18 protein-coding genes are annotated in these 20,382 nt (G+C 68.9%); 8 read left to right on the top strand and 10 right to left on the bottom strand.

What is annotated here, in order from left to right; all coding sequences use genetic code 11:
* Positions 1-97 precede the first annotated feature (97 nt).
* The 3 genes from BDI24065_RS22950 to BDI24065_RS22940 all read left to right on the top strand — a co-directional run bounded on the left by BDI24065_RS22950 (position 98) and on the right by BDI24065_RS22940 (position 2,448).
* Complete coding sequence (locus tag BDI24065_RS22950; protein ID WP_174980307.1) at positions 98-1,138, top strand: zinc-dependent alcohol dehydrogenase family protein; 1,041 nt, start codon at positions 98-100, stop codon at positions 1,136-1,138.
* A gap of 381 nt (positions 1,139-1,519) precedes the next feature.
* Positions 1,520-1,732, top strand: a complete 213-nt coding sequence (locus tag BDI24065_RS22945) for a DUF2964 family protein (protein WP_098553572.1) — start codon at positions 1,520-1,522, stop codon at positions 1,730-1,732.
* A 404-nt stretch (positions 1,733-2,136) separates the two neighbouring features.
* On the top strand, positions 2,137-2,448 hold the full coding sequence (locus tag BDI24065_RS22940) for a hypothetical protein (RefSeq protein WP_174980565.1): 312 nt from the start codon (positions 2,137-2,139) through the stop codon (positions 2,446-2,448).
* 87 nt (positions 2,449-2,535) lie between these two features.
* Here BDI24065_RS22940 and BDI24065_RS22935 read toward each other — a convergent pair whose 3' ends face one another.
* Positions 2,536-2,910, bottom strand: a complete 375-nt coding sequence (locus BDI24065_RS22935) for a DUF3564 domain-containing protein (RefSeq protein WP_174980306.1) — start codon at positions 2,908-2,910, stop codon at positions 2,536-2,538.
* Between the two features lie 55 nt (positions 2,911-2,965).
* On the bottom strand, positions 2,966-3,310 hold the full coding sequence (locus BDI24065_RS22930) for a c-type cytochrome (RefSeq protein WP_438820028.1): 345 nt from the start codon (positions 3,308-3,310) through the stop codon (positions 2,966-2,968).
* A 231-nt stretch (positions 3,311-3,541) separates the two neighbouring features.
* Between BDI24065_RS22930 and BDI24065_RS22925 the strand changes: the two genes are divergently transcribed.
* A complete protein-coding gene (locus BDI24065_RS22925) occupies positions 3,542-3,766 on the top strand; it encodes a DUF3562 domain-containing protein (protein WP_098553576.1) in 225 nt (74 codons plus the stop codon).
* Between the two features lie 83 nt (positions 3,767-3,849).
* On the opposite strand, the gene BDI24065_RS22920 is transcribed toward BDI24065_RS22925, so the two are convergent.
* Entirely contained in the window at positions 3,850-4,632 is a 783-nt protein-coding gene (locus tag BDI24065_RS22920) for a helix-turn-helix domain-containing protein (protein ID WP_174980305.1), read from the bottom strand.
* A 427-nt stretch (positions 4,633-5,059) separates the two neighbouring features.
* Between BDI24065_RS22920 and BDI24065_RS22915 the strand changes: the two genes are divergently transcribed.
* Positions 5,060-5,503, top strand: a complete 444-nt coding sequence (locus tag BDI24065_RS22915; RefSeq protein ID WP_306668240.1) for a hypothetical protein — start codon at positions 5,060-5,062, stop codon at positions 5,501-5,503.
* A gap of 64 nt (positions 5,504-5,567) precedes the next feature.
* Here BDI24065_RS22915 and BDI24065_RS22910 read toward each other — a convergent pair whose 3' ends face one another.
* Positions 5,568-7,973: a phosphoketolase family protein gene (locus BDI24065_RS22910; RefSeq protein WP_175033169.1), complete on the bottom strand. Its 2,406-nt coding sequence runs from the start codon at positions 7,971-7,973 to the stop codon at positions 5,568-5,570.
* Between the two features lie 272 nt (positions 7,974-8,245).
* Here BDI24065_RS22910 and BDI24065_RS22905 point away from each other — a divergent pair, with 272 nt between their 5' ends.
* Positions 8,246-9,046 carry an ATP-binding cassette domain-containing protein gene (locus tag BDI24065_RS22905; protein ID WP_175033168.1) on the top strand — a complete coding sequence of 267 codons (801 nt, stop codon included), beginning with the start codon at positions 8,246-8,248 and terminating at the stop codon, positions 9,044-9,046.
* On the top strand, positions 9,003-9,788 hold the full coding sequence (locus BDI24065_RS22900) for an ABC transporter permease (protein WP_175033167.1): 786 nt from the start codon (positions 9,003-9,005) through the stop codon (positions 9,786-9,788). The genes BDI24065_RS22905 and BDI24065_RS22900 overlap by 44 nt, the downstream gene beginning before the upstream one ends.
* Before the next feature lie 31 nt (positions 9,789-9,819).
* Here BDI24065_RS22900 and BDI24065_RS22895 read toward each other — a convergent pair whose 3' ends face one another.
* Both BDI24065_RS22895 and BDI24065_RS22890 read right to left on the bottom strand, forming a co-directional pair.
* A complete protein-coding gene (locus BDI24065_RS22895) occupies positions 9,820-11,541 on the bottom strand; it encodes a SulP family inorganic anion transporter (RefSeq protein WP_175033166.1) in 1,722 nt (573 codons plus the stop codon).
* 171 nt (positions 11,542-11,712) lie between these two features.
* A complete protein-coding gene (locus tag BDI24065_RS22890; RefSeq protein ID WP_175033165.1) occupies positions 11,713-13,434 on the bottom strand; it encodes an AAA family ATPase in 1,722 nt (573 codons plus the stop codon).
* A gap of 485 nt (positions 13,435-13,919) precedes the next feature.
* Between BDI24065_RS22890 and BDI24065_RS22885 the strand changes: the two genes are divergently transcribed.
* Entirely contained in the window at positions 13,920-14,429 is a 510-nt protein-coding gene (locus BDI24065_RS22885; protein WP_174980302.1) for a BCAM0308 family protein, read from the top strand.
* 66 nt (positions 14,430-14,495) lie between these two features.
* On the opposite strand, the gene BDI24065_RS22880 is transcribed toward BDI24065_RS22885, so the two are convergent.
* From BDI24065_RS22880 to BDI24065_RS22865, 4 genes are all read right to left on the bottom strand, one after another.
* Entirely contained in the window at positions 14,496-16,286 is a 1,791-nt protein-coding gene (locus BDI24065_RS22880) for an adenosylcobalamin-dependent ribonucleoside-diphosphate reductase (protein ID WP_175033164.1), read from the bottom strand.
* Positions 16,287-16,422: 136 nt separating this feature from the next.
* The gene (locus BDI24065_RS22875; RefSeq protein ID WP_368040789.1) at positions 16,423-17,058 is read right to left on the bottom strand and encodes a VIT1/CCC1 transporter family protein; all 636 of its coding nucleotides are present in this window, start codon (positions 17,056-17,058) and stop codon (positions 16,423-16,425) included.
* 58 nt (positions 17,059-17,116) lie between these two features.
* The gene (locus tag BDI24065_RS22870) at positions 17,117-18,457 is read right to left on the bottom strand and encodes an ABC transporter ATP-binding protein (protein WP_175033162.1); all 1,341 of its coding nucleotides are present in this window, start codon (positions 18,455-18,457) and stop codon (positions 17,117-17,119) included.
* Positions 18,458-18,465: 8 nt separating this feature from the next.
* Positions 18,466-20,199, bottom strand: coding sequence for an ABC transporter permease (locus BDI24065_RS22865; RefSeq protein WP_175033161.1), 1,734 nt, complete (start codon positions 20,197-20,199; stop codon positions 18,466-18,468).
* Between the last annotated feature and the right edge of the window lie 183 nt (positions 20,200-20,382).

Genomic DNA, 20,382 nt, shown 5'->3' with positions numbered 1-20,382 from the left:
GTGCCCGAGCGTGCTTGACGCAGGTCAAGCGCCGATGGCGGGCGACTCCCTAGAGTGGCACTGCAAGGGACCTCGTCCCGTCAACGGAGGCAAGACCATGAAAGCCCTGGTGTATCACGGCCCCGGCCGCAAATCGCTCGACGAGCGGCCGATGCCGGAACTGGCCGCGGCCACGGATGCGATCGTCAAGGTGACGCGCACGACCATCTGCGGCACCGACCTGCATATCCTGAAAGGCGACGTGCCGTCGTGCGAACCGGGTCGCGTGCTCGGTCACGAGGGCGTCGGCATCGTCGAGCAGGTCGGCAGCGCGGTGACGTCGCTGACGGTCGGCGACCGGGTGCTGATCTCGTGCATCTCGTCATGCGGCCAGTGCGAATATTGCCGGCGCGGGCTCTACTCGCATTGCGCGACAGGCGGCTGGATTCTCGGAAATCGGATCGACGGCACGCAGGCGCAATACGTGCGCATTCCGCACGCGCAGACCAGTCTCTACCGGATTCCCCCGGGGGCGGACGAGGAGGCGCTCGTGATGCTGTCCGACATCCTGCCGACCGGATTCGAATGCGGCGTGCTGAACGGCAAGGTGCAGCCGGGCAGCACGGTCGCGATCGTCGGCGCGGGGCCGATCGGGCTCGCGGCGTTGCTGACCGCGCAGTTCTACACGCCCGCGCGGATCATCATGGTCGATCCCGACCGGAACCGGCTGGAGGTTGCGCGCCGGTTCGGCGCAACCGACTGCATCGACGGGCGCGCGGGCGACCCGGCCGGCGACATCCTGAAACTGACCGACGGGATCGGCGTCGACTGCGCGATCGAGGCGGTCGGCATCCCGGCGACGTTCGAGCTGTGCACGGCGATCGTCGCGCCGGGCGGCGTCGTCGCGAACGTCGGCGTGCATGGCGTCAAGGCGGATCTGCACCTCGAGAAGCTATGGGATCGCAACATCGCGATCACGACCCGGCTGGTCGACACGTCGAGCACGCCGATGCTGATGAGGACGGTGGGGGCCGGACGCCTGGACCCGAAGCAACTGATCACGCATCGCTTCACGCTCGACGACGTGACGAGCGCCTATGACACGTTCTCGCGCGCGGCCGATACCCATGCATTGAAAGTCATCATCGAAGTCGCCTAGCGCGAACGGGGGACGCTGCGCGTCGTCGACGGCGCCGCCGGGCAATCCGGGCGGCGCCGTGGTTTTTTGAGGGACGGTCGGAACCGTGCCCGCGCTTGATAAAAGTCAACGCTGCGGATTCCGAAGCTTCGAAGATGAAGGCATGGCTGCGTTCGCCGCGTTCGATGGTTTCGTGCGGCAGGCAGCGCGGGCAGGTGCAGGGTCCGACCTGCCGTCCCGCAGGCCGGCACGGCATCCGGCATCCGGCGCGCGGTGCCGGGCAGCGTGGCCATGCGGTTGCCGCGCGTGGCCGACTGTCCGGTGCCGACGATTTTCGTCACCCGGGCTATCGATGCCGATGCCTGAAACGTCGCAGTCGTCATCCCTTTCCAGGAGAGCGGCATGTTTCCCAACGTGTTTCGCCAGTGTTTTGCCAACGTCGCGATCTTCGCGTCGCAAGCCGGGCTCATCGCAACGGTGCACGCCATGCTGGTCCACGACGGCTGGGCGCTTTATGTGGGCACGCTGTCCTGTTGTGCGGGCGTCGCGGGATGGATCGCGATGCGGCAGCCGACGATCGCGCGCACCGTGCGGGTCCGGCGCGATCGCCTGTAACGGGAGGATGCCTGATGGCACCCCGGCCGAAGCCGCCCCGACGTTCGTGCGGGTCGAGCCCAACGTGTGTCGGACGATCCGGTTGTCCGACCCGCGCACCGATCGGGCCTGCGGCGGTTGCCGGCGCAGATCGCCGATGCCGGCACCGTCTCCAACTGAACGAGCCGGCGGCGGGTTGCCGCCGCGCCGCCGGCCGGCTGGATGCTCGCCGCCGATTTCACGAGTCCGGCGCCGGTTGGCGGACAGCGTGTGGCGATGTCCGTCGCTTGACTCACATCAACGACGCAGAGCCGTCGCCACGGAAGATGGAGGCACGGAATCGGGTAGGGCGAACGCACCACACGGATGAACCGGTTCTCGCCGTCAATCGGCGCGATCAACAGGAGCGGAACATGGGAATCGGGATGCAGATCGCTTACTTCGGCTTCGCCGGGTCGGCTCGGCTGGAGGCGGAAGCGAGCATCCAGCTGATGCGCCTCGAGCCGTTCTGTACGCAACTGGCCGGCTGCCATCTCGCGATCGAGGCCATGGGCGCGTCGACCCGCGAGCCGAGGTATGACGTACGACTCGATCTGATCACCCGCAAGGGGGAATTTCGTCCCGTTCAGCATATGACGGGCACGGATCCCATGGACGCGCTGAAGCGGGCATTCGACATCGCCGAGCGGCAACTCGCCGGGACCGCGGCCGCTGAAACTCACGAGAACCCGAGCTGACACGTCCCGCGCATCGGACGCGATTCGCCATGCGCGAGTCGATCCGCCGCGGCGACCGGGGCGGCGCAGCCGGCGCCGCCGGTCCGGCTACGCTTCTTCGTCGCCCGTGAATATCTCGTGCTCCGGCGTTTCCGCCGTTTCGTCGACACACTGCACCCGCCATGCGCCCGGTACGGGCGCCTGCCGGGCATCGCGCAGCCAGCGTGCGATGCCGGCCTGGCCTTCGAACGGCCCGGACGGCGCGTCGAGATCGAAATCGTCGAGCCAGCACAGGGCGCCGGCGTCGTCGGGGCCCGTCATCAGGGTGGCGCCGCCTTCGCGGACGAGCGTGCCCCACACCGGCAGGTCCATCCCCGCATGACCTTCGCGCGACCAGCGACGCATGGCCGTGTCGATCCAGAGAATGGCATAGGCCGAAGGGTTGTCGCAGGCGAAAGTATCGAGATGCAGGGTGATTCGCACGATGGGCTCCGAATCGACGAAGGAGGGCGGCCGCCGTCACCGGCGGCCGACGCTTTTACTGGCTCATGACCCAGCGAATCAGCGTATGCGCGTCCTCGGAGGACAGCGCGCCGCCGCGCTCGGCGGGCAGCGGCATCGCGGTGTCGCTCCAGTGCGCGCGGCCGCCCAGTCTCAGCTTGTTCGCGAGGATGTCTTCGGCATGCGGCGTGTCCCGATACCGATCCGCGATCTCGTGAAACGACGGTGCGAGGAACGGCATGTCCGAGGTGTGGCAGAACATGCAATGCTGCTGATCGATGAGCGCGGCGGGCTCCCGCACCTGGGCGGACGCCGTCCCGCCCGCGAGCCATGCGAGGGCGAGCAGGTATCCCGGCAGGCGTGTCATTGGAGCGGTTGTCATCGCGCGGTGTCCGGCAAGTAGTTCGACCCAGTCTATGCGCGGCTCCGCGCCGGCGATTGATGCAAGTCAAACGCCGCCACGCGCTCGCCGGCCGGCTGGATCCGCGGCCCGGGCCGCGCATCGATCCGCGGCGCGTTGACGCATGTCAAGCGCGGTGGCGCTGCCGCGCGTTTCAATGGATTCAGCCAGGACGACCTCGGATGAAGGCGGTGTCCTTGCAGGAGGGCGGTGATGAACCAGGATCGGTTGTTCGCCTCGTTGGCGGCCTTGGCGCGCGACCTGTCGATTCCGGACGACGCGTTGCGGCGGATGCTCGACGACGAAATCGCGGCGCTGACGAAAGATGCCCGCGTGCATGATTACCTGCGGATATTCGCGATTCGTCGCCTGAGCCGGCGCATGCGGTCGCTGGATGCTGCAGGCGGGCATCCGGGGCGGCCGGAACCGGGAGGATAGGCGATGCGCGCGAGGGTATTCGACGGAACCGGTTCGAGCCTGCGGGATACCTGGCCGCCGGACCCGGCGCGGGCGGCCCGCGCTCAGACGCGGGCGAGCCTGGCCAGATCGATGATATGAATCTGCTTGCCGTGCGGGTCGATCAGGCCGTCGCGCTGGAATTTCGACAGCATCCGGCTGACCGTTTCGAGCTTGATCCCGAGATAGCAGCCGATTTCCTCGCGCGTCATGCGCAGGTTGAAATCGGCCGACGAATAACCGCGCGCCCTGAAGCGTTCGGACAGGTTCAGCAGGAACTCCGCGACGCGCTGTTCCGCGGACATCGTGCCCAGCAGCATCATCAGGCTCGATTCGCGCACGATCTCGCCGCTCATCATCTTGTGGAGGTGGTGCTGCATCGACCTCACCTTGGCGCAAACCTTCTCCAGCTGGCCGAACGGGATGATGCAGACCGTGCTGTCCTCCAGCGCGATCGCGTCGCAGTTGTGACGCCCGCCGCACACGCCGTCGAGACCGAGCGTTTCCCCGGCGATCTGGAATCCGGTCACTTGCTCCTGGCCGTCGCGATGCATGACGATCGTCTTGAACGAGCCGGTGTGGACCGCATAGAGACTCTGGAACGTATCGTGCGCGCGGAACAGCGACTCGCCCCGCTTGACCGAGCGGGTCGTGCAGACCACCTCGTCGAGGACGGCCAGGTCGGCCGCGTCGAGTTCCGCCGGCATGCACGCCGAACGGACCGGGCACGTCGAACAGCGCGCGCCGGGGCGCTTCACCCGCTCGTCCCGATCGACGGGATGAAGCGCGATCGTCATCGCATGCGCGACGGCGGGGTAGGCAGTTTCGTGGGGTTGGGCAGTCAGCATGATCTGCTCCTGGTGACTCGATTTCGTCAGCGCGACGGCGCCGCCGCGGGATGCGGAACCGTGCGGCGCAATCGACGGGCAAGACTGGCGGCGGCACGAGCGGCGCTCGGGCATCCATGTAAAGCAGTATGGTTCGCGCGCGGCCGGACCGAAATCGGCAGGGATGGAAAGTCACGTAGGGTTTGGAGAACGGCTGTAGGAGGATGCTGACACCGGCCGCGGCCGGCGAAAACCTTCGTTGGCGGTGCGTGGAGGCGCGGCGCGATGCCTGCGATGCGCTCGGGCAGCCCCCCGCGATGCGTTGACATGTGTCAAGCGCGCCGGTCGGCACGGCAATACAGTCGAACCCGGGGCGCTTGCGGGTGGCGCGTGAAACCCGCGACCGGATGGGGTGTCGGCGATGAAACAGGGATGGTTGGCGATGGGCATGCTGTTGATGCTGGGCGCATGCGCCAGCGACGAGCGCATGGCCAGGTTCAGGCAAAGCGAAACGCAGCTGCTCACGTTGCGGCAGACGGCGTCGTTGCCGTGTGCGACGCAAGCGGCATGCGACCGCGCGTGGCAGCTCACCCGGCGCTACGTCGAAAACCGTTCGTCCACCCGCATCACGCGGTCCGACGCTGAGGTGATCGAAACGGCCCCGTCGCACCTGGCCGGCAACGTGTACCTCTGGGCGTCGCGCGTGGCGTTGAGCGAAGGAGGCTGGCTGATCCGGATCAAGGGGATGTGCAAGGGCATGTACAGCAGCGACGGCGGCCCCGGCTGGCGATACGACGTGTGCGCGGCGCAGATCCTCGAGATCGAGGGCGGCTTCCGGTCGTTCGCCGACCCGTTGTCCGGCCCGCAACCGGCGGGCGTCTCGCCCGGGTAGCGCGGCCGGGGGGCGCGAGCGGCGCCAGGCCGTGGCCGTCCGTCCCCCGGCGAATACGAGCGGCTCACGGCATCGGGTTCCGGCTACCCGGCGTCGCGTGCCAGCGCCAGTCGCGGATTTCCGGCAGGTCGTCGCCGTACCGGTCCACATGGCGTCGATGCTCGACCAGCCTGTCGCGCAGGTATTGCCTGAAATGCGCGCCCGGCTGCACGTGTTCGCCCACGTGATCGAGCACGGCCTCGCACAGATGGAACCGGTCGACCCGGTTGAGGACCGTCATGTCGAACGGCGTCGTGGTCGTCCCTTCCTCGATGAAACCGTGCACATGGAAATTCGCGTGATTCGCGCGGCGATAGGTCAGCCGGTGAATCAGGGCGGGGTAGCTGTGATGCGCGAAGATCACCGGCCGGTTCGTCGTGAACATCGCGTCGAAATCCGCGTCGCTCAACCCGTGCGGATGGACGTCGGTAGGCTCCAGCGTCATCAGGTCGACGACGTTGACGACCCGGACGCGCAACGCCGGCAGATGGATGCGCAGCAGGTCGACGGCGGCGAGCGTCTCGAGCGTCGGCACGTCGCCCGCGCAAGCCATCACGACATCCGGTTCATCGTCGCCGTCGTTTCCCGCCCACTCCCAGATGCCCGCGCCGGCGCTGCAATGCCGGATCGCGGCATCCAGGTCGAGCCATTGCGGTGCCGGCTGCTTGCCGGCGACGATCACGTTGATCCGGTTCCAGGTGCGTAGTGCGTGATCGGTGACGACCAGCAGCGTGTTCGCGTCCGGCGGCAGGTAGACGCGCACCGTGTCGGCCTTCTTGTTGACCGCGAAATCGATGAAACCCGGATCCTGGTGGCTGAAGCCGTTGTGGTCCTGCCGCCAGACGTGCGAGGTCAGCAGGTAGTTGAGCGACGGCAGCGGCCGCCGCCAGCGGATTTCCCGGCACGCCTTCAACCATTTCGCATGCTGGTTGAACATCGAATCCACGATATGGATGAACGCTTCGTAGCACGACATCAGCCCGTGCCGCCCGGTCAGCAGATAGCCTTCGAGCCAGCCTTGGCAGGTATGCTCGCTGAGCATCTCCATGACCCGGCCGTCGGGCGCGAGCTGGACGTCGTCCGGATCGGTCGCGGCCATCCAGGTGCGCGCGGTGACGTCGAACAGCGCCGACAAGCGGTTGGATTCCGTTTCGTCCGGGCCGAACACTCGAAACGTCCGGTCGGCTAGATTCGCGGACATCACGTCGCGCAGGAAGCCGCCCATCACGCACGTGGCCTGTGCGTCGACCTGCCCGGGCGCGGGCACCGCCACCGCGTGGCGGGTGAAATCCGGCATCCGCAACTCGCGCGCTTCGCCGCCGCCGTTCGCCACCGGATTCGCGCTCATCCTGCGCGATCCGTCCGGCGCCAGCGACCGGATCGCCTCGCACGGACGCCCGTGCGCGTCGAACAGTTCGTCGGGGCGATAGCTGTTCAGCCAGGTTTCCAGCAAGTGCAGGTGCTCCGGTTGCTTCAGGTCGGCGATCGGCACCTGATGCGAACGGAAGTGGCCCTCCGTTTTCAGGCCGTCGACGCGCTTCGGGCCAGTCCAGCCCTTGGGTGTGTGCAGCACGATCATCGGCCAGCGAGGGCGGGCGAGGTTGCCTGCGCTGCGCGCCCGCGCCTGGATGCCGCGAATGTCGTCCAGCGCGTCGTCGAGCGCGACCGCCATGCGCTGGTGCGTGGCCATCGGCTCGTCGCCTGAGACGAACAGCGGCCGATAGCCATAGCCGGTCAGCAGGCTCTCCAGTTCGTCCTGCCCGATGCGGCTGAGGATCGACGGACTGGCGATCTTGTAGCCGTTCAGATGCAGGATGGGCAGCACTGCGCCGTCCGAGGCCGGATCGAGGAACTTGTTCGAATGCCAGGCGGTGGCGAGCGGCCCGGTTTCCGCCTCGCCGTCGCCCACGACGCAGGCGACGATCAGCCTGGGGTGATCGAAGGCCGCGCCGAATGCATGCGACAGCGAGTAGCCGAGTTCACCGCCTTCGTGAATGGAGCCCGGCGTCTGCGGCGCGACGTGGCTCGGCACGCCGCCGGGGAAGCTGAACTGGCGGAACAGCGCGGCCATGCCCTCGGCGTTTTGCGGCACGTTCGGATAGATGTCGCTGTACACCCCTTCGAGCCAGGCGTTGGCGAGCACGCCGGGGCCGCCGTGGCCCGGGCCGGCGATGAACAGCACGTCGAGATCGCGCGCGTTGATCGCGCGGTTCAGATGGACGTAGATGAAGTTCAGCCCCGGCGTCGTGCCCCAATGGCCGAGCAGGCGAGGCTTGACGTGCGCGATCTGCAGCGGCTCGCGAAGGAGCGGATTGTCGAGCAGGTAGATCTGCCCGACCGACAGATAGTTGGCGGCCCGCCACCACGCGTTCATGCGATGCAGCAGCGCGTCGGAAAGCGGGGCGGGGGAGGTTTGGTCGGCTTGGGTCATGCAACGCTCCTGAAAGTGGCCGTGCGGCATGGCAGACAGTGCGATTCGCGGCGAATCGCCCAGCATCCACCGTACGGCGAGCGGCCCCGCGGCGCTTGATCGTCATCAAGCCGGCGCAACGCCCGGCCGGCGCATCCGCCGGCGACATCGCCGATTGAGCCATGTCAATGGCGTGCGCCGGCCGCGTCGTTACCTTGATGCCATCGGGCCCGCGCGCGCCTTGCACCCCGACCGACAATCTTGCGCGCGCATCGTCCCGATCCGGAGCCATCATGTCCGAACCCGTTATCCAGACCCAGGCGCTTTCGCGGCGCTTCGGCGACGTGGTCGCCGTGGACGGATTGACGCTCTCGATCGCGGCGGGCGAGGTTTTCGGGCTCCTGGGTCGCAACGGCGCCGGCAAATCGACCGTCATCAAGATGCTCACGACCTTGCTGCCGCCCAGCGCGGGCACGGCGACGGTCGGGGGATTCGACATCGTCCGCGCCGCCGCGGCGGTCCGCGGGATCATCGGCTACGTGCCGCAGGCGCTGTCGGCCGACGGCGACCTGACCGGCTACGAGAACCTGCTGGTGTTCGCGAAGCTGTACGACATTCCGCTCGCCGCGCGCGGCGAGCGCATCCGCGCCGCATTGGCGCTGATGGAGCTGACCGATGCGCGCGACCGGCTGGTGAAGACGTATTCGGGCGGCATGATCCGCCGGCTTGAAATCGCGCAATCCACGCTGCATCGCCCCCGCGTGCTGTTTCTCGACGAGCCGACGGTCGGGCTCGATCCCGTCGCGCGGCTGTCGGTGTGGGAGCAGGTCGAGCGGCTGCAGTCGACGCAGGGCAGCGCGATTCTCCTGACGACGCACTATCTCGAGGAAGCGGAACGTCTGTGCGATCGCGTCGCGATCATGAATCGAGGCCGGATCGCCGCGCTCGGCGCGCCGGACGACCTGACGCGCGCGCTGGGTTCCGGCGCGACTTTCGAGGATGTATTCGAGCGCTACACGAATGGCGATACGTCCTCGCAAGGGGCCTACGATGAAACCTCCCAAACCCGCGTCACCACTCGCCGGCTCGGTTGAGCCCAGGCCGGCCGCGCGCCCGGCCGTCGTCCGCTTCGCAGCCAAGACGCTCGCGATTGCGGACATGGAGGTCCGCAAGCTCCGGCACGACCCGACGGAACTCGCGACGCGCGCCGTCCAGCCCGCGCTGTGGTTGCTGATCTTCGGCCAGGTGATGAGTCGCGCCCGACTGATCGAGACGGGCGGCTTGCCTTACCTCGACTTCATCACGCCGGGCATCCTCGCGCAAAGCGTGTTGTTCATCGCGATCTTCAACGGCATCTCGGTGATCTGGGAGAAGGATCTCGGCATCGTCCACAAATTCCTCGCCAGCCCGACGCCGCGCGCGGCGCTCGTGCTGGGCAAGGCCCTCGGCGGCGGCGTGCGCGCGCTGGTGCAGGCCGCCGTGGTGATCGCGCTCGCCGCGCTGCTGGGTGTCCGGCTCAATACCGGCCCGCAAGCGTGGGCGGGGCTCGTGCTGTTCGTCGTGCTCGGCGCCGCGGTGTTTTCCAGTTTTTCGCTGATCATCGCGTGCCTGGTCAAGACGCGCGAGCGCTTCATGGGGGTCGGGCAGCTGCTGACCATGCCGCTGTTCTTCGCGAGCAACGCGATCTATCCGACCGCCATGATGCCCCGCGCGTTGCAAGTGATTTCCCACCTGAATCCGCTGACCTACCAGGTCGACGCGCTGCGCACCCTGCTCGCGACGCTGGCCGCGCTGGTCGCGATCAGCGCGAGGATGTACCCGCACATCGCGCAATAGCCGCGCGGCCGGCAGGCCCGGCTGCCCGCCGTCATGGGACGGGCGGGCGCCGCTGCCGGGCGTAATGGTCGACCGCATCGGTCACCGTGGGGAAAAACGAGGCGGCGCCAAAGATCTCGTACAGCCCGTAGGCGCGCAGCCGATCCTTGACCGGCCCTTTCATTTCGGCGATCTGGAGCGCGATGCGACGCACCCGCAATTCATGGCGCAGCGCGACCAGCGTGTCGGCCGCCGTCACGTCGATGTCGGTGATGGGTTCCGCGGCGATCGTGACGCACTCGACCGGCGCTTCGGCCCGCGCGATCGCCGTGCGCACGTGGTCGCAGAAAATCCCGGCGTTCGCGTAGAACAGCGGCGCATCCCACCTGAACACCAAGACGCCGGGAGACTGCCGCGCGCCCGGATGTCGCGAAATGTCGTGATAGCCGCGCATGCCGGCAATCCGTCCGAGCACCGCGTCGTACGGATGCCAGGCGCGCCACACGAACGACAGCAGCGACAGCACGACGGCCAGCAGGATGCCTGGCACCACGCCAAGCAGCACGACGCCGGCAAAGCAAAACAGGGAGATCGCGAACTCTCCGCGGCGCATCCGGAACAGCCGAGCCATGCTGCGTACGTCGATGATCCCCGCCGCGGAGAAGATCACCACGGCGGCCAGCGCGGCGCTGGGCACATGGCTGAGCATCGCGGGCAGCACGAGGAGCAGCGCAATGCAGGCCGCGGCCGCGAGATTGGTCAGCTGCGTGCGGGCGCCTGCGGCGAGCGCCACCGGCGTGCGCGACGAACTGCTGCTGACCGCGCAGCCGCGCAGCAGTCCCGCCAGCAGGTTCGCGATGCCGAGCGCGACCAGTTCCTGGTTGCGGTCGGTGTCGTCCCCGTTGCTGGCGGAAAAGGCGCGCGACAACACGCTGATGTCGGCGACCGACACCAGGGCGATCGCGATCGCGCCGGGCGCGAGGCGGCCGATATCGGCGAGCGGTACCCGCGGAATCCGCGGCCATGGTGCGCCGCCGGGCAACATGCCGACGACCGCGACGCGCGCGCCGGGCGCATGTTGCAGCCACCTGCCCGCCAGGGTCGTGGCGATCACGGCCACGAGCACGCCGGGCCAGCGCGGCGCGTACCGCCGCATCAGCATCAGGCAAGCGATGCAGCCGGCGCCGAGCGTGAACGATGTGCTGTCGACCCGGCCCGCGAGCACGCCGCGCACGATATTCGACGCCGCGTCGGCAAAGGTGGCGCCTGACGCGGAAAATCCCAGCAGACCCGGCACCTGGCCGACGGCGAGCGTGACCGCGATGCCGTTCAGATAGCCGTACTGGATGGGCCGCGACAACAGATCGGTCACGAAGCCCAGTTTCAACACGCCGGCGAGCGTGCACAAGGCGCCGGACATGATCGCGAGCAGGGCGGCGAGCGCCAGCGCGCGTCCGGCATCTCCGTGAGCGAGCGGCACGATTGCGCCTGCGATCAGCGCGGCCAGCGCGGAATCGGGACCGAGGACGAGAATGCGGCTCGGCCCGAATATCGCGTAGCCGACGAGGGCCGCGATCGTTGCGTAGAGCCCCGCGATCACGGGGAGCCCGGACGCTTGCGCATAGCTCATGCCGATCGGCACGAGCACCGCGGTCAGCACCACGCCGGCAAGCAGGTCTCGCGGGAGCCAGCCGCGCTGGTAGGTGCGCAACATCGCGACGCCCGGCACCCAGCGCAGCCAGACGGCCGGCAGCCGCAAGCGGGCGGTTGACATGGCTAGGCTGCGCGCCCCGCGAGCGAGGGCCGGCCGTCGCGTGCGGCGGCCGGATCGAACGGGGATTCCGGGCTGGACGGATGCATCGTGCACGCTCCTGACTGCGGCCGCGATGCCGCGTGACGCGTAGCTTCATCGTGTCAGCGGAACACCGGCCGTCATTGACTCAGATCAATCGGGGCAGGCCGGCGCCGTCCCCGGAAACGAACCGACGCGCGGACGCCGCGCCGCATCCACGGCGGTGCGCCTCCGCTCCGCGCGCAACGCGGCCAGCAGCGGCCGCCAGTACCCGGCCGACCGGAACCGATCGATCGGCACCTCCGTATCGAAGGGAAGCGAGATCGCTGTTTCGTCCGGCGTCAACGGCTCGGCGTCGCGCCACTGCGCGTCCAGCACCGCGGGCCCGGCATCGGACGCGTCGTTTCCCGCCAGCCAGCGGCGGTTGACGCGTTCGGCCATGCAGGTCCGGCTGGCGCGGAAATCGAGGATGAACACGGGGACGCCAAGCGCCTCGGCCAACGCGACGAAGCGCGCACGGCGGGCGCGGGCCAGGAAGGTGGCGTCGACGATCGTCGGGTAGCCGGCCCGCAGCGTGGTTTCCGCGATCGCGCGCAGCCGATCGTATTGGGCGTCGATCGCGCGCGCCGTATAGGCGCTGTCGGGCAGTGCGCCGCGCTCGACGGGGGCGAGCGGCTGCGTGCGTTTGCGCTCGCTGTCGCTCGACACTCGGACCGCGCCGATCAGATCGGCCAGCGCGCGGCTTGCGACGGATTTGCCGGTGCCGGACGCGCCGTGGCACAGCAGCAGATACGGCGGCGGCCGGTGTGCGACGCGCGCGGCGAGCGCGATGTAACGTCTGGCCGCGCGCAGATCGTCGTTTTGCGCCGGCGTGCGTCGCGGGCCGCCCGAGCCGGCGCGCAACACGGCCACCTGCGCGCGCACCAGCGCGCGATAGCCGACGTACAGCGGCAGCGCCGCGAGGCCGGCGAAATCGCCCGTCGCCTCCAGCCAGCGATTGAGCAGGCGATGGGCGAGATCGGCGCGGCCGTGCGCGCACAGATCCATCGCCAGGAACGCAAGGTCGTTGACGACGTCGATCCAGCGGAGGGCGTCGCTGAATTCGATGCAGTCGAACATCAACACGTCGGTGCCCCGGCGGACCAGATTGCCGAGGTGCAGGTCGCCGTGGCAGGCGCGCACGAAGCCGTCCGCCCGGCGCGTGTCGAGATGAGGAGACAGCGCCATGCAGCTGTGCCGGTAGCTGTCCTGCAGCGCGGCCGGCAGGGCCATGGGCTCGACCGCGAGCGACGCGAGCACGGTGTCGAGTTGCGCGCGCAGCAAGGCGGCGCTGCCGAACGCGGCGGACGGCACGTCCTTGCCGGCGCGCGCATGAAAGCGCGCAAGCCGGGCCGCGACGCGGTCGATATCCGCGTTCGTGAGCGCGCCCGCCGCCAGCAGGTGGGAAAACAGCGCGGCCTGGTCGAAACGGCGCATCTTCACGAGATAGTCGATGGCCGCCGCCGCGCGCGTAGCGCAGCCGGCAAGCCGGCAACCGCGCCGCGTGCGTTCGAGCGGCATGACGGCCAGATAGAGTTCGCGCGCCAGCGGCCGGTTCAGGATCAGCTCGGCGTCGCAACTGCGGCGCCGGGCGGCGAGGGGTCTGAGGTCGGCAAAGCCCAGGTCGAGCGGCTTGAGCCGCTTGTAGGCGAAACGTCCGGCCAGGTAGACCACGGAGAGGTGTGTCTCGATTCGTTCGATCCGGCCGGCGGGGTGCGGGTAGGCGGACGCGCGCCGCAGCGCCGCGTCGAGCCGCCGCGCGTGGCGGCGGGCGGCCCGCGACTGGTTCTGTTTTCGCAGCGGGCCGGGACGGCGGCGGAGCACGGCAAGCGACATGATTTCCCCTGGGATCCGTCAATGAATCGCGCATGGCGGGCGTCCGGCTGCCGGACGCGGCTGCGGCTGCGGCCCCGGTTTGGGCTCGCGGCCGGTTCCGCGCGTGTCCGTGAGCAAGGCACGCATGCGCCGGGCCCGCGCCCGGACTCGGCTTCATTCAACGCAATCACGGACCGATCGGCCATGACCTGCGTCAATCGCCGCCCATCGCGTGACCGGGAGACAGTGTTCCGACGTCGCGCGTCCCGGAAACCACCGCGGCATTGATCCGCGTCAAGGCGTACGCGTCGGATGCGGCGATGCTCGACGACAGAAGGGCGCGATGTTCGTGCGCCACGATGGGGGCCGGCGCTCGCGCCGCGCCCGAAGAGCACGCCGCCGGAGAACCGGCACGGGCGGAACGGAGGCAGGCGAATCGATCGCGCTTCCGTTCGCCGCGTCGCGCCCTCCGCGCGATGTGCACCGAACACCAGCCGGATACCACCATGAACAGATCGAACGAGCGGAACGCGAAGCCCGGAATGCGCCGCGACAAGCAGCCGGGGCCTCATACGCGGGACAGCTATCGGTCGCCGGCGCGCATCAAGGGCTCGACGCGCTGCGGCGAATGCGGCGCGCTCTACGAAGACGGGCGGTGGATCTGGCGCGCGTCGTCGGATGCATTGCGGCAGCTCACGTGCCCGGCCTGCCGCCGGATCCACGACCATGCGCCGGCCGGCGAGTTCGTGCTGACGGGCGAGTATCTCGCGGGCCATCGCGACGATCTGGTCGCGCTGCTGCGCCGCCAGGCGGCCGGCGAAGAAAACGAGCATCCGCTCGAACGCATCATGGAAATCGACGAACAGCCGGCCCGGATGACCGTGCGGACCACGGGGCCGCATTTGCTGCGCCGGCTTGGCGAGGCCGTGCTGCGCGCGCACCAGGGCCACTTGACGCTCCACTATCGGGACGGCGACGGCCTGTTGCGCGCCGACTGGCAGCGCGCTGGCGGCTGAGTGCCGCAGCGGCCTCGCGCGCATCCCGGCCGCCGACGGACGGCAAGGCCGCCAATCGCCCTTCGGCTAGCAGTTGACGCAAGGCGACGACGCGCAGGCTCCCGCCTCGACGGCCACGAGCACCGCGTCGAGTGACGCGTCGGGCCTGAACACGGTCACGCCTTTCAGTTTCGACCGCCAGGCGGTGAAGAACAGCGCATCGATCTGCGACAGCGTGCAGGCGCTGCCGACCGTCACCGTCTTCGAGATCGCCGCATCCACGTAGGGTTGAAGCGCGGCGAGCATGGCCACGTGATCCGGCGGCGCAACGTCGACGGCTCGGGTGAAGTAGTCGGGCAGCGGCGTCCGGTCGCCGCATAGTTCGCGAAACCGGCGATGCGCGCGGTTTTCCGCACGCAGGCTGTGGGTTTCGCCGTCACCGAGTCGGACCTTGCGCTGGCAGATCCAGTCGTAGGCCGGTTCGACGCCGTTCGAACAATTTCCGCCGAACGCAATGCTGACGCTGCCGGTCGGCGCGAACGACAGCAGATGGCTGTTGCGCAATCCGGCGCGCTCGATGGCTGCGCGGACCGCGCCAGGCAAGGGCGGCGCGCCGGTGCGCCCGTCGAGATGGACGGCCGGATCGCAGCAGGGATACGCGCCGCGCTCGCCCGCCAGCCGGGCCGACGCGGCATACGCGTGATCCCGCATGTGGCGGGCGATCCGTCCTGCCAGTTCGCGCGCGGCGGGTGCGTCATAGCGCAATTTCATCATGGTCAGCGCGTCGCCGAGCGCCGTCACGCCCACGCCGATGCGGCGCGTTGCACGGGCTTCGCGCGCGTGGGCGGCGAGCGGCCAGTGCGTCAGGTCCAGCACGTTATCCAGCAGCCGGACCTGGATCTCCACGGCGGCTGCCAGCGCGCTGAAATCGAAGCGCGGTTCGCCGTCCACACCGAACGGATGCCGAACCAGCCGCGACAGGTCGATCGGGCCGAGCACGCAGCTGCCATACGGCGGCAGCGGTTGCTCGCCGCAGGGATTGGTGGCCGCGAGGGTTTCCCGGAAGCGCAACGGATTCGCCGCATTGATCGTGTCGATGAACAGCAGGCCCGGCTCCGCGCTGTCGCGCGCCTGGGTGACGATTTCATGCCAGATCCGGCGCGCGGGCAGCGTCGCATAGTCCTGGCGGCCATCGGGCGCAGCGGGCGGACTGCCGCTCGCGCCGGGTGGCGGCGCCCGGTGTCGCAGCGTCCACGGCTGATCGTCCGCAACCGCGTTCATGAATGCGTCGGTCACCGCGACCGACAGGTTGAACGTAGGCCAGCGCGAGCGTCCGCGTTTCGCGCCGACGAACGCCAGCAGGTCAGGGTGGTCGCAGCGCAGCACGGCCATCTGCGCACCACGCCGCGTTCCGGTCGCACCGACTTCCGAGCACATGCGATCGAACCGGTCGATGGCTGCGCACACGCCGCGCTCGCTCGTCGCGCCGCTGTCGCGCAGCGCAGTCGCCGGCGGGATGTCGGAAAAATCGTAGCCGACGCCGCCGCCCATCGACAGCGTCAGGCGAGCCTCGTCCAGCGCCCGGTCGAGGTCGGGGGCCTCGTGCGGCGCCGAGGCAGGCGCGGCAACGGGATACACGAAGCAGTTCACCATCGTCTGGTTCGGCGGCCCGCCCGCATTGGCCATGATGCGGCCCGCGCCGAACGCCCCATGCCGCAGATTGCGAACGAACTGCCGCGCGACCGGCTCCCGGGTGGCGGCCGGCTCGGCGAGCGCCAGGGCCTGCGCCACGCGGTCGAACAGTTGCTGGCGCGACGTTTCGGCAGGCATCGCGTAGCGATCGGCGAAGACCACATCGCATAGGGGTTGCTCAGCCATGGAAGCCGTCCTTCGAGGTGACGGCACCACTGTACGGACCGTGGCCGCGGGTTCCTTGATCGACCTCAAGCCGCGTGCCGTTCTCTGCGCGGGGCCGCATCGGATGGCGCAATCGTGCGGATTTCGGTTGCCGCCGCTAGAGAACCGCGCCGAGCAGCCGGCCGACGAACGTCATGCCGAGCATCGTCAACGCGCCCCATGCAAGCACCCGGAACACGCTCCGCGCGACCTGCGCGCCGCCCAGCCGGGCGGCCGCGGCGCCGAGCGCGGCGAGGACCGCGAGCGCAACCGCGACGACGACGGCGACCGCCCGCGAGGGCGATGCGAGAACGGCGGCGAGCAGCGGCCCGACGCCGCCTGCGGCGAAGCTGACGAGCGAGGTGGCCGCCGCGGCGATCGGCCGGGCGGCCATGGCGCTCGAGATGCCGATATCGTCGCGCGCGTGCGCGGCGAGCGCATCGCGCGCCATCAGTTGCTCGGCGACCTGGCGTGCCAGCACCGCATCGAGACCGCGCTGGACGTAGATATCGGCCAGCTCGTCCTGCTCGTGCGCATAATCGGCTTGCAGCGCCCGCCGCTCGATTTCCGTATCGGCGGATTCGACATCCGCCTGCGAGCTGACCGACACGTATTCCCCGGCGCTCATCGACAGCATCCCGGCCGCAAGCCCCGCGATGCCGGCGGTGAGCATCGTGCGAGGCGCCATCCCCGCCGACGCCATGCCGACCATCAGGCTCGCCATCGACAGCACGCCGTCGTTGGCGCCCAGCACGGCCGCGCGTAACCAGCCCGACCGATGGGTCCGATGGACATGACGAGGGCTGCCTGCGCTATTCATCGCCGGCACCGAACATGCGGGTCGCGTCGTCGTAGGTGTAGAGCCCCGACGCGCGGCCCCAGTCGATGACGGTTCGCAGCGTATCCGCGGCGTCCTGCCGGTTGAGGCGATCTTCCAGTTCGAGCTCGAAACGTTCGCGCGGCGCCCGATGCCCGTCCCGTTCGTCGAGGACGGCCCGGATGTGACTGGCAAGCGGAACGAAATGTTCGAGATGCTCGCGCAACAGCCGCTTGCGGTCGGCCGCACGTCCCTGCGCATAGACCCGGCCGGCGGCAGTGAGCCGTATCGCGCCGTCGCGCAGTTCCGCGAACGCCAGGATATGCAGCGCGGCGGCGGCGGGCAGCAGTTCGTCCACCTTGAGCAGCGGCCCGGCGATCTTCGACAGCTCGGCGTAGCCGTTGCTCGAGCCGGCGGCGAGGGTCTCGATGAAGCCGTCGATGCGGTGGCTCGACACCACCGGCAGCCGTTGCGTGAAATCGGCCAGTCCCTTGCGCTGCGCATCGAGCGATTCGACCAGCCGCGCGGTCAGGATCGCGTAGATTTCGTTGGCGAGCGCCTGGAACTGGCTGTCGAGACGCTGGCGCGGATGCGGCAGCGGAATCCGGAGTTCGGCGACGATATGGCCGGGATGCGCGCCCAGCACGAGCACGCGGTCGCACATCTGGACCGCTTCCTCGATGTTGTGCGTGACGAGCAATACCGCCTTGGTCGGCAACTGCCGCGCGGCCCACAGATCCAGGAAATCCATGCGCAGCGTGTCGGCGGTCAGCACGTCGAGCGCCGAGAACGGCTCGTCCATCAACAGCAGCGCCGGTTCGCCGACGAGCGCACGCGCAAACCCGACGCGTTGCCGCATGCCGCCCGACAGTTCGCGTGGAAACGCGGACTCGAAGCCGTCGAGACCGATCAGTTCGATGACCGACGACGCGCGCCGGCGAATGACCTCGCGCGGCAAGCCGCTCGCATCGAGTCCCAGCTCGACGTTGTCCAGCACGGTCAGCCACGGGTAGAGCGCGAACGTCTGGAACACGACCCCGATTCCTTCCGCGGGCCCCGCGAGCGGCGCGCCGCGATAACGGACCTGGCCGGACGAGGGCTGGACGAGACCGCCCGCGATGCGCAGCAGCGTGGATTTACCGGACCCCGACCGCCCCAGCAAGCCGAGAATCTCGCCTTCGCGCAGCGTCAGGTCGACGCCGGCCAGTACCGGCAGCGGCGCGCCCGAGGGTTTGGCGAACGACATGCAGATATCGCTCAGTTCGATCACGGGCGGCGCCTCGCGAATGGCCGGCGCGGCGTCGGGCTGAATGGCAGGAGGCGGAAGCTCGGACATGGCGGGAGTCAATCCAGTCGGGCGCGGCGTTCCGCATACACATAGAGCGGACGCCACAGCAGGCGGTTCGTGGCGATCACCAGTATCGACATCATCGCGATGCCGAGTGCGATGCGCAGGTAGTCGCCCGCAACGGTCATGCGCGCGATATAGGCGCCGAGCCCGCCGCCGTCGAGCGTGGTCGGCCCCCAGCTGACCACTTCGGACACGATGCTGGCGTTCCACGCGCCGCCCGATGCCGTGATCGCACCCGTGACGTAATAGGGAAAAATGCCGGGGAGCATCACCTTGCGCCACCACGCCTGCGGCCGCAGGCGCAAGCTCGCGGCGGCTTCCCGCAGATCGTCCGGCAGCGCGGTCGCGCCCGCGATCACGTTGAACAGGATGTACCACTGCGTGCCCAGGATCATGAGCGGGCTCAACCAGATCCTCGGCGCGAGGCCGAAGCGCACGATCAGGAAGACCGCCACCGGAAACAACAGGTTGGCGGGGAATGCCGCGAGAAACTGCGCAATCGGCTGCACGCGCTCCGTCATCCTGGGCCGCAGTCCGATCAGCACCCCGAGCGGCACCCAGACGATCGACGCGATCGCGATCAGCACGGCGACCCGCGACAAGGTCAGCAGGCCGTCGTGCGCGACGACGGTGACATCGGCCCAGGTCAGGCGCGGTACGGCGACGCGCAGCAACGCCGAGACCACGTAAGCGAGGCCGGCGGCGCACGAGGCCAGCCAGATCGCGTCGCCCGTGCGCCGGGACAAGGACAGACGCAGCGCGGGCGCATGCCGCGGCAACGCGAGGCGCGCGTGCGCGGCCCGCTGCAGGACCGAGCCGAGCGGCGCGCTTGCGTGCCGGATCAGGCTGGAGCGCCGCAGCAGATCGAGCACCCAGCTGTGCGGCGCGCTTCGGCTGACCGTCTGTTCGAAGCGGAACTTGTCGGCCCAGGCGACCATCGGCCGAAACAGCAACTGGTCGTAGAGCACGATTGCGACGGTCATGGCGAGAATCGCATAGCCGACCGCGCGGAGATCGCGCTGCTCGATCGCCTGCGCGACATACGAACCGACGCCCGGCAGCGCGATTCGCAGGGTGCCGACCGAAATCGCTTCGGAGGCCACCACGAAGAACCATCCGCCCGACATCGACATCATCGTGTTCCAGATCAGGCCGGGCATCGCGAACGGCACTTCGAGCCGCCAGAATCGTTGCCATGCCGACAGCCGCAGGCTGCGGCTCGCTTCGTCCAGATCGTGCGGCACCATCCGCAGCGACTGGTAGAAACTGAAGGTCATGTTCCATGCCTGGCTCGTGAAAATCGCGAATATCGCCGCCAGTTCCGCGCCGAGCACATTGCCGGGAAACAGCGACACGAAAAACACCACCGTAAACGACAGATAACCGAGAATCGGCACGGATTGCAGGACGTCGAGCAGCGGAATCAGCACCATTTCCGCGCGGCGGCTTTTCGCGGCGAGCGTCGCATAGGTGAAGGTGAAACACAGCGACGCGCACAGCGCGGCCAGCATGCGCATCACCGTGCGCAGCGTGTATTCAGGCAACGCGCCGGGCGCGAGCGTGATGGGCGCGTGCTGAGCGATCACGAGCGGCCCGACCATCTGCCGTGCGCCGGCGCCGACGAGCACCGCCAGGCCGAGCACCAGCAGAACGGCGAGCGGATCGCGCCAGTCGGCCGCGCGCGGGTACCAGCGTCCGCCGCTCAGGATGTCGGCATGGTGCTCCACGTGGCTCCCCTGTTCCGTGTCGTCACATCGTCGACCACGCTTGCCGGTGGGCCGTTGACATGGGTCAATCCCGTTGCCGGATCGCTGAATACGCTGCGAAGGAGGGGGCGCGAACGCGCGTGAACGACGCTTTCGCGCTGCCGTCCCGCGCCGCGCCATGCCGGAATTCACGGCACGGGGCGC

The sequence above is a fragment of the Burkholderia lata genome (assembly GCF_902499025.1).
Classification (GTDB): Bacteria; Pseudomonadota; Gammaproteobacteria; order Burkholderiales; family Burkholderiaceae; genus Burkholderia; species Burkholderia lata_C.
The sequence above is the reverse complement of the archived record's forward strand: the minus strand, read 5'-3'. Positions and strand labels throughout refer to the sequence as shown.

What these genes read in the sequence shown, in the direction of transcription:
- BDI24065_RS22930 (WP_438820028.1), bottom strand. Translation starts at nt 3,310, where the DNA reads ATGACAACCGCTCCAATGACACGCCTGCCGGGATACCTGCTCGCCCTC.
- BDI24065_RS22870 (WP_175033162.1), bottom strand. Translation starts at nt 18,457, where the DNA reads ATGTCCGAGCTTCCGCCTCCTGCCATTCAGCCCGACGCCGCGCCGGCC.
- BDI24065_RS22900 (WP_175033167.1), top strand. Translation starts at nt 9,003, where the DNA reads ATGAAACCTCCCAAACCCGCGTCACCACTCGCCGGCTCGGTTGAGCCC.
- BDI24065_RS22910 (WP_175033169.1), bottom strand. Translation starts at nt 7,973, where the DNA reads ATGACCCAAGCCGACCAAACCTCCCCCGCCCCGCTTTCCGACGCGCTG.
- BDI24065_RS22880 (WP_175033164.1), bottom strand. Translation starts at nt 16,286, where the DNA reads ATGGCTGAGCAACCCCTATGCGATGTGGTCTTCGCCGATCGCTACGCG.
- BDI24065_RS22950 (WP_174980307.1), top strand. Translation starts at nt 98, where the DNA reads ATGAAAGCCCTGGTGTATCACGGCCCCGGCCGCAAATCGCTCGACGAG.
- BDI24065_RS22890 (WP_175033165.1), bottom strand. Translation starts at nt 13,434, where the DNA reads ATGTCGCTTGCCGTGCTCCGCCGCCGTCCCGGCCCGCTGCGAAAACAG.
- BDI24065_RS22940 (WP_174980565.1), top strand. Translation starts at nt 2,137, where the DNA reads ATGCAGATCGCTTACTTCGGCTTCGCCGGGTCGGCTCGGCTGGAGGCG.
- BDI24065_RS22885 (WP_174980302.1), top strand. Translation starts at nt 13,920, where the DNA reads ATGAACAGATCGAACGAGCGGAACGCGAAGCCCGGAATGCGCCGCGAC.
- BDI24065_RS22945 (WP_098553572.1), top strand. Translation starts at nt 1,520, where the DNA reads ATGTTTCCCAACGTGTTTCGCCAGTGTTTTGCCAACGTCGCGATCTTC.
- BDI24065_RS22905 (WP_175033168.1), top strand. Translation starts at nt 8,246, where the DNA reads ATGTCCGAACCCGTTATCCAGACCCAGGCGCTTTCGCGGCGCTTCGGC.
- BDI24065_RS22920 (WP_174980305.1), bottom strand. Translation starts at nt 4,632, where the DNA reads ATGCTGACTGCCCAACCCCACGAAACTGCCTACCCCGCCGTCGCGCAT.
- BDI24065_RS22915 (WP_306668240.1), top strand. Translation starts at nt 5,060, where the DNA reads ATGCTGTTGATGCTGGGCGCATGCGCCAGCGACGAGCGCATGGCCAGG.
- BDI24065_RS22895 (WP_175033166.1), bottom strand. Translation starts at nt 11,541, where the DNA reads ATGTCAACCGCCCGCTTGCGGCTGCCGGCCGTCTGGCTGCGCTGGGTG.
- BDI24065_RS22925 (WP_098553576.1), top strand. Translation starts at nt 3,542, where the DNA reads ATGAACCAGGATCGGTTGTTCGCCTCGTTGGCGGCCTTGGCGCGCGAC.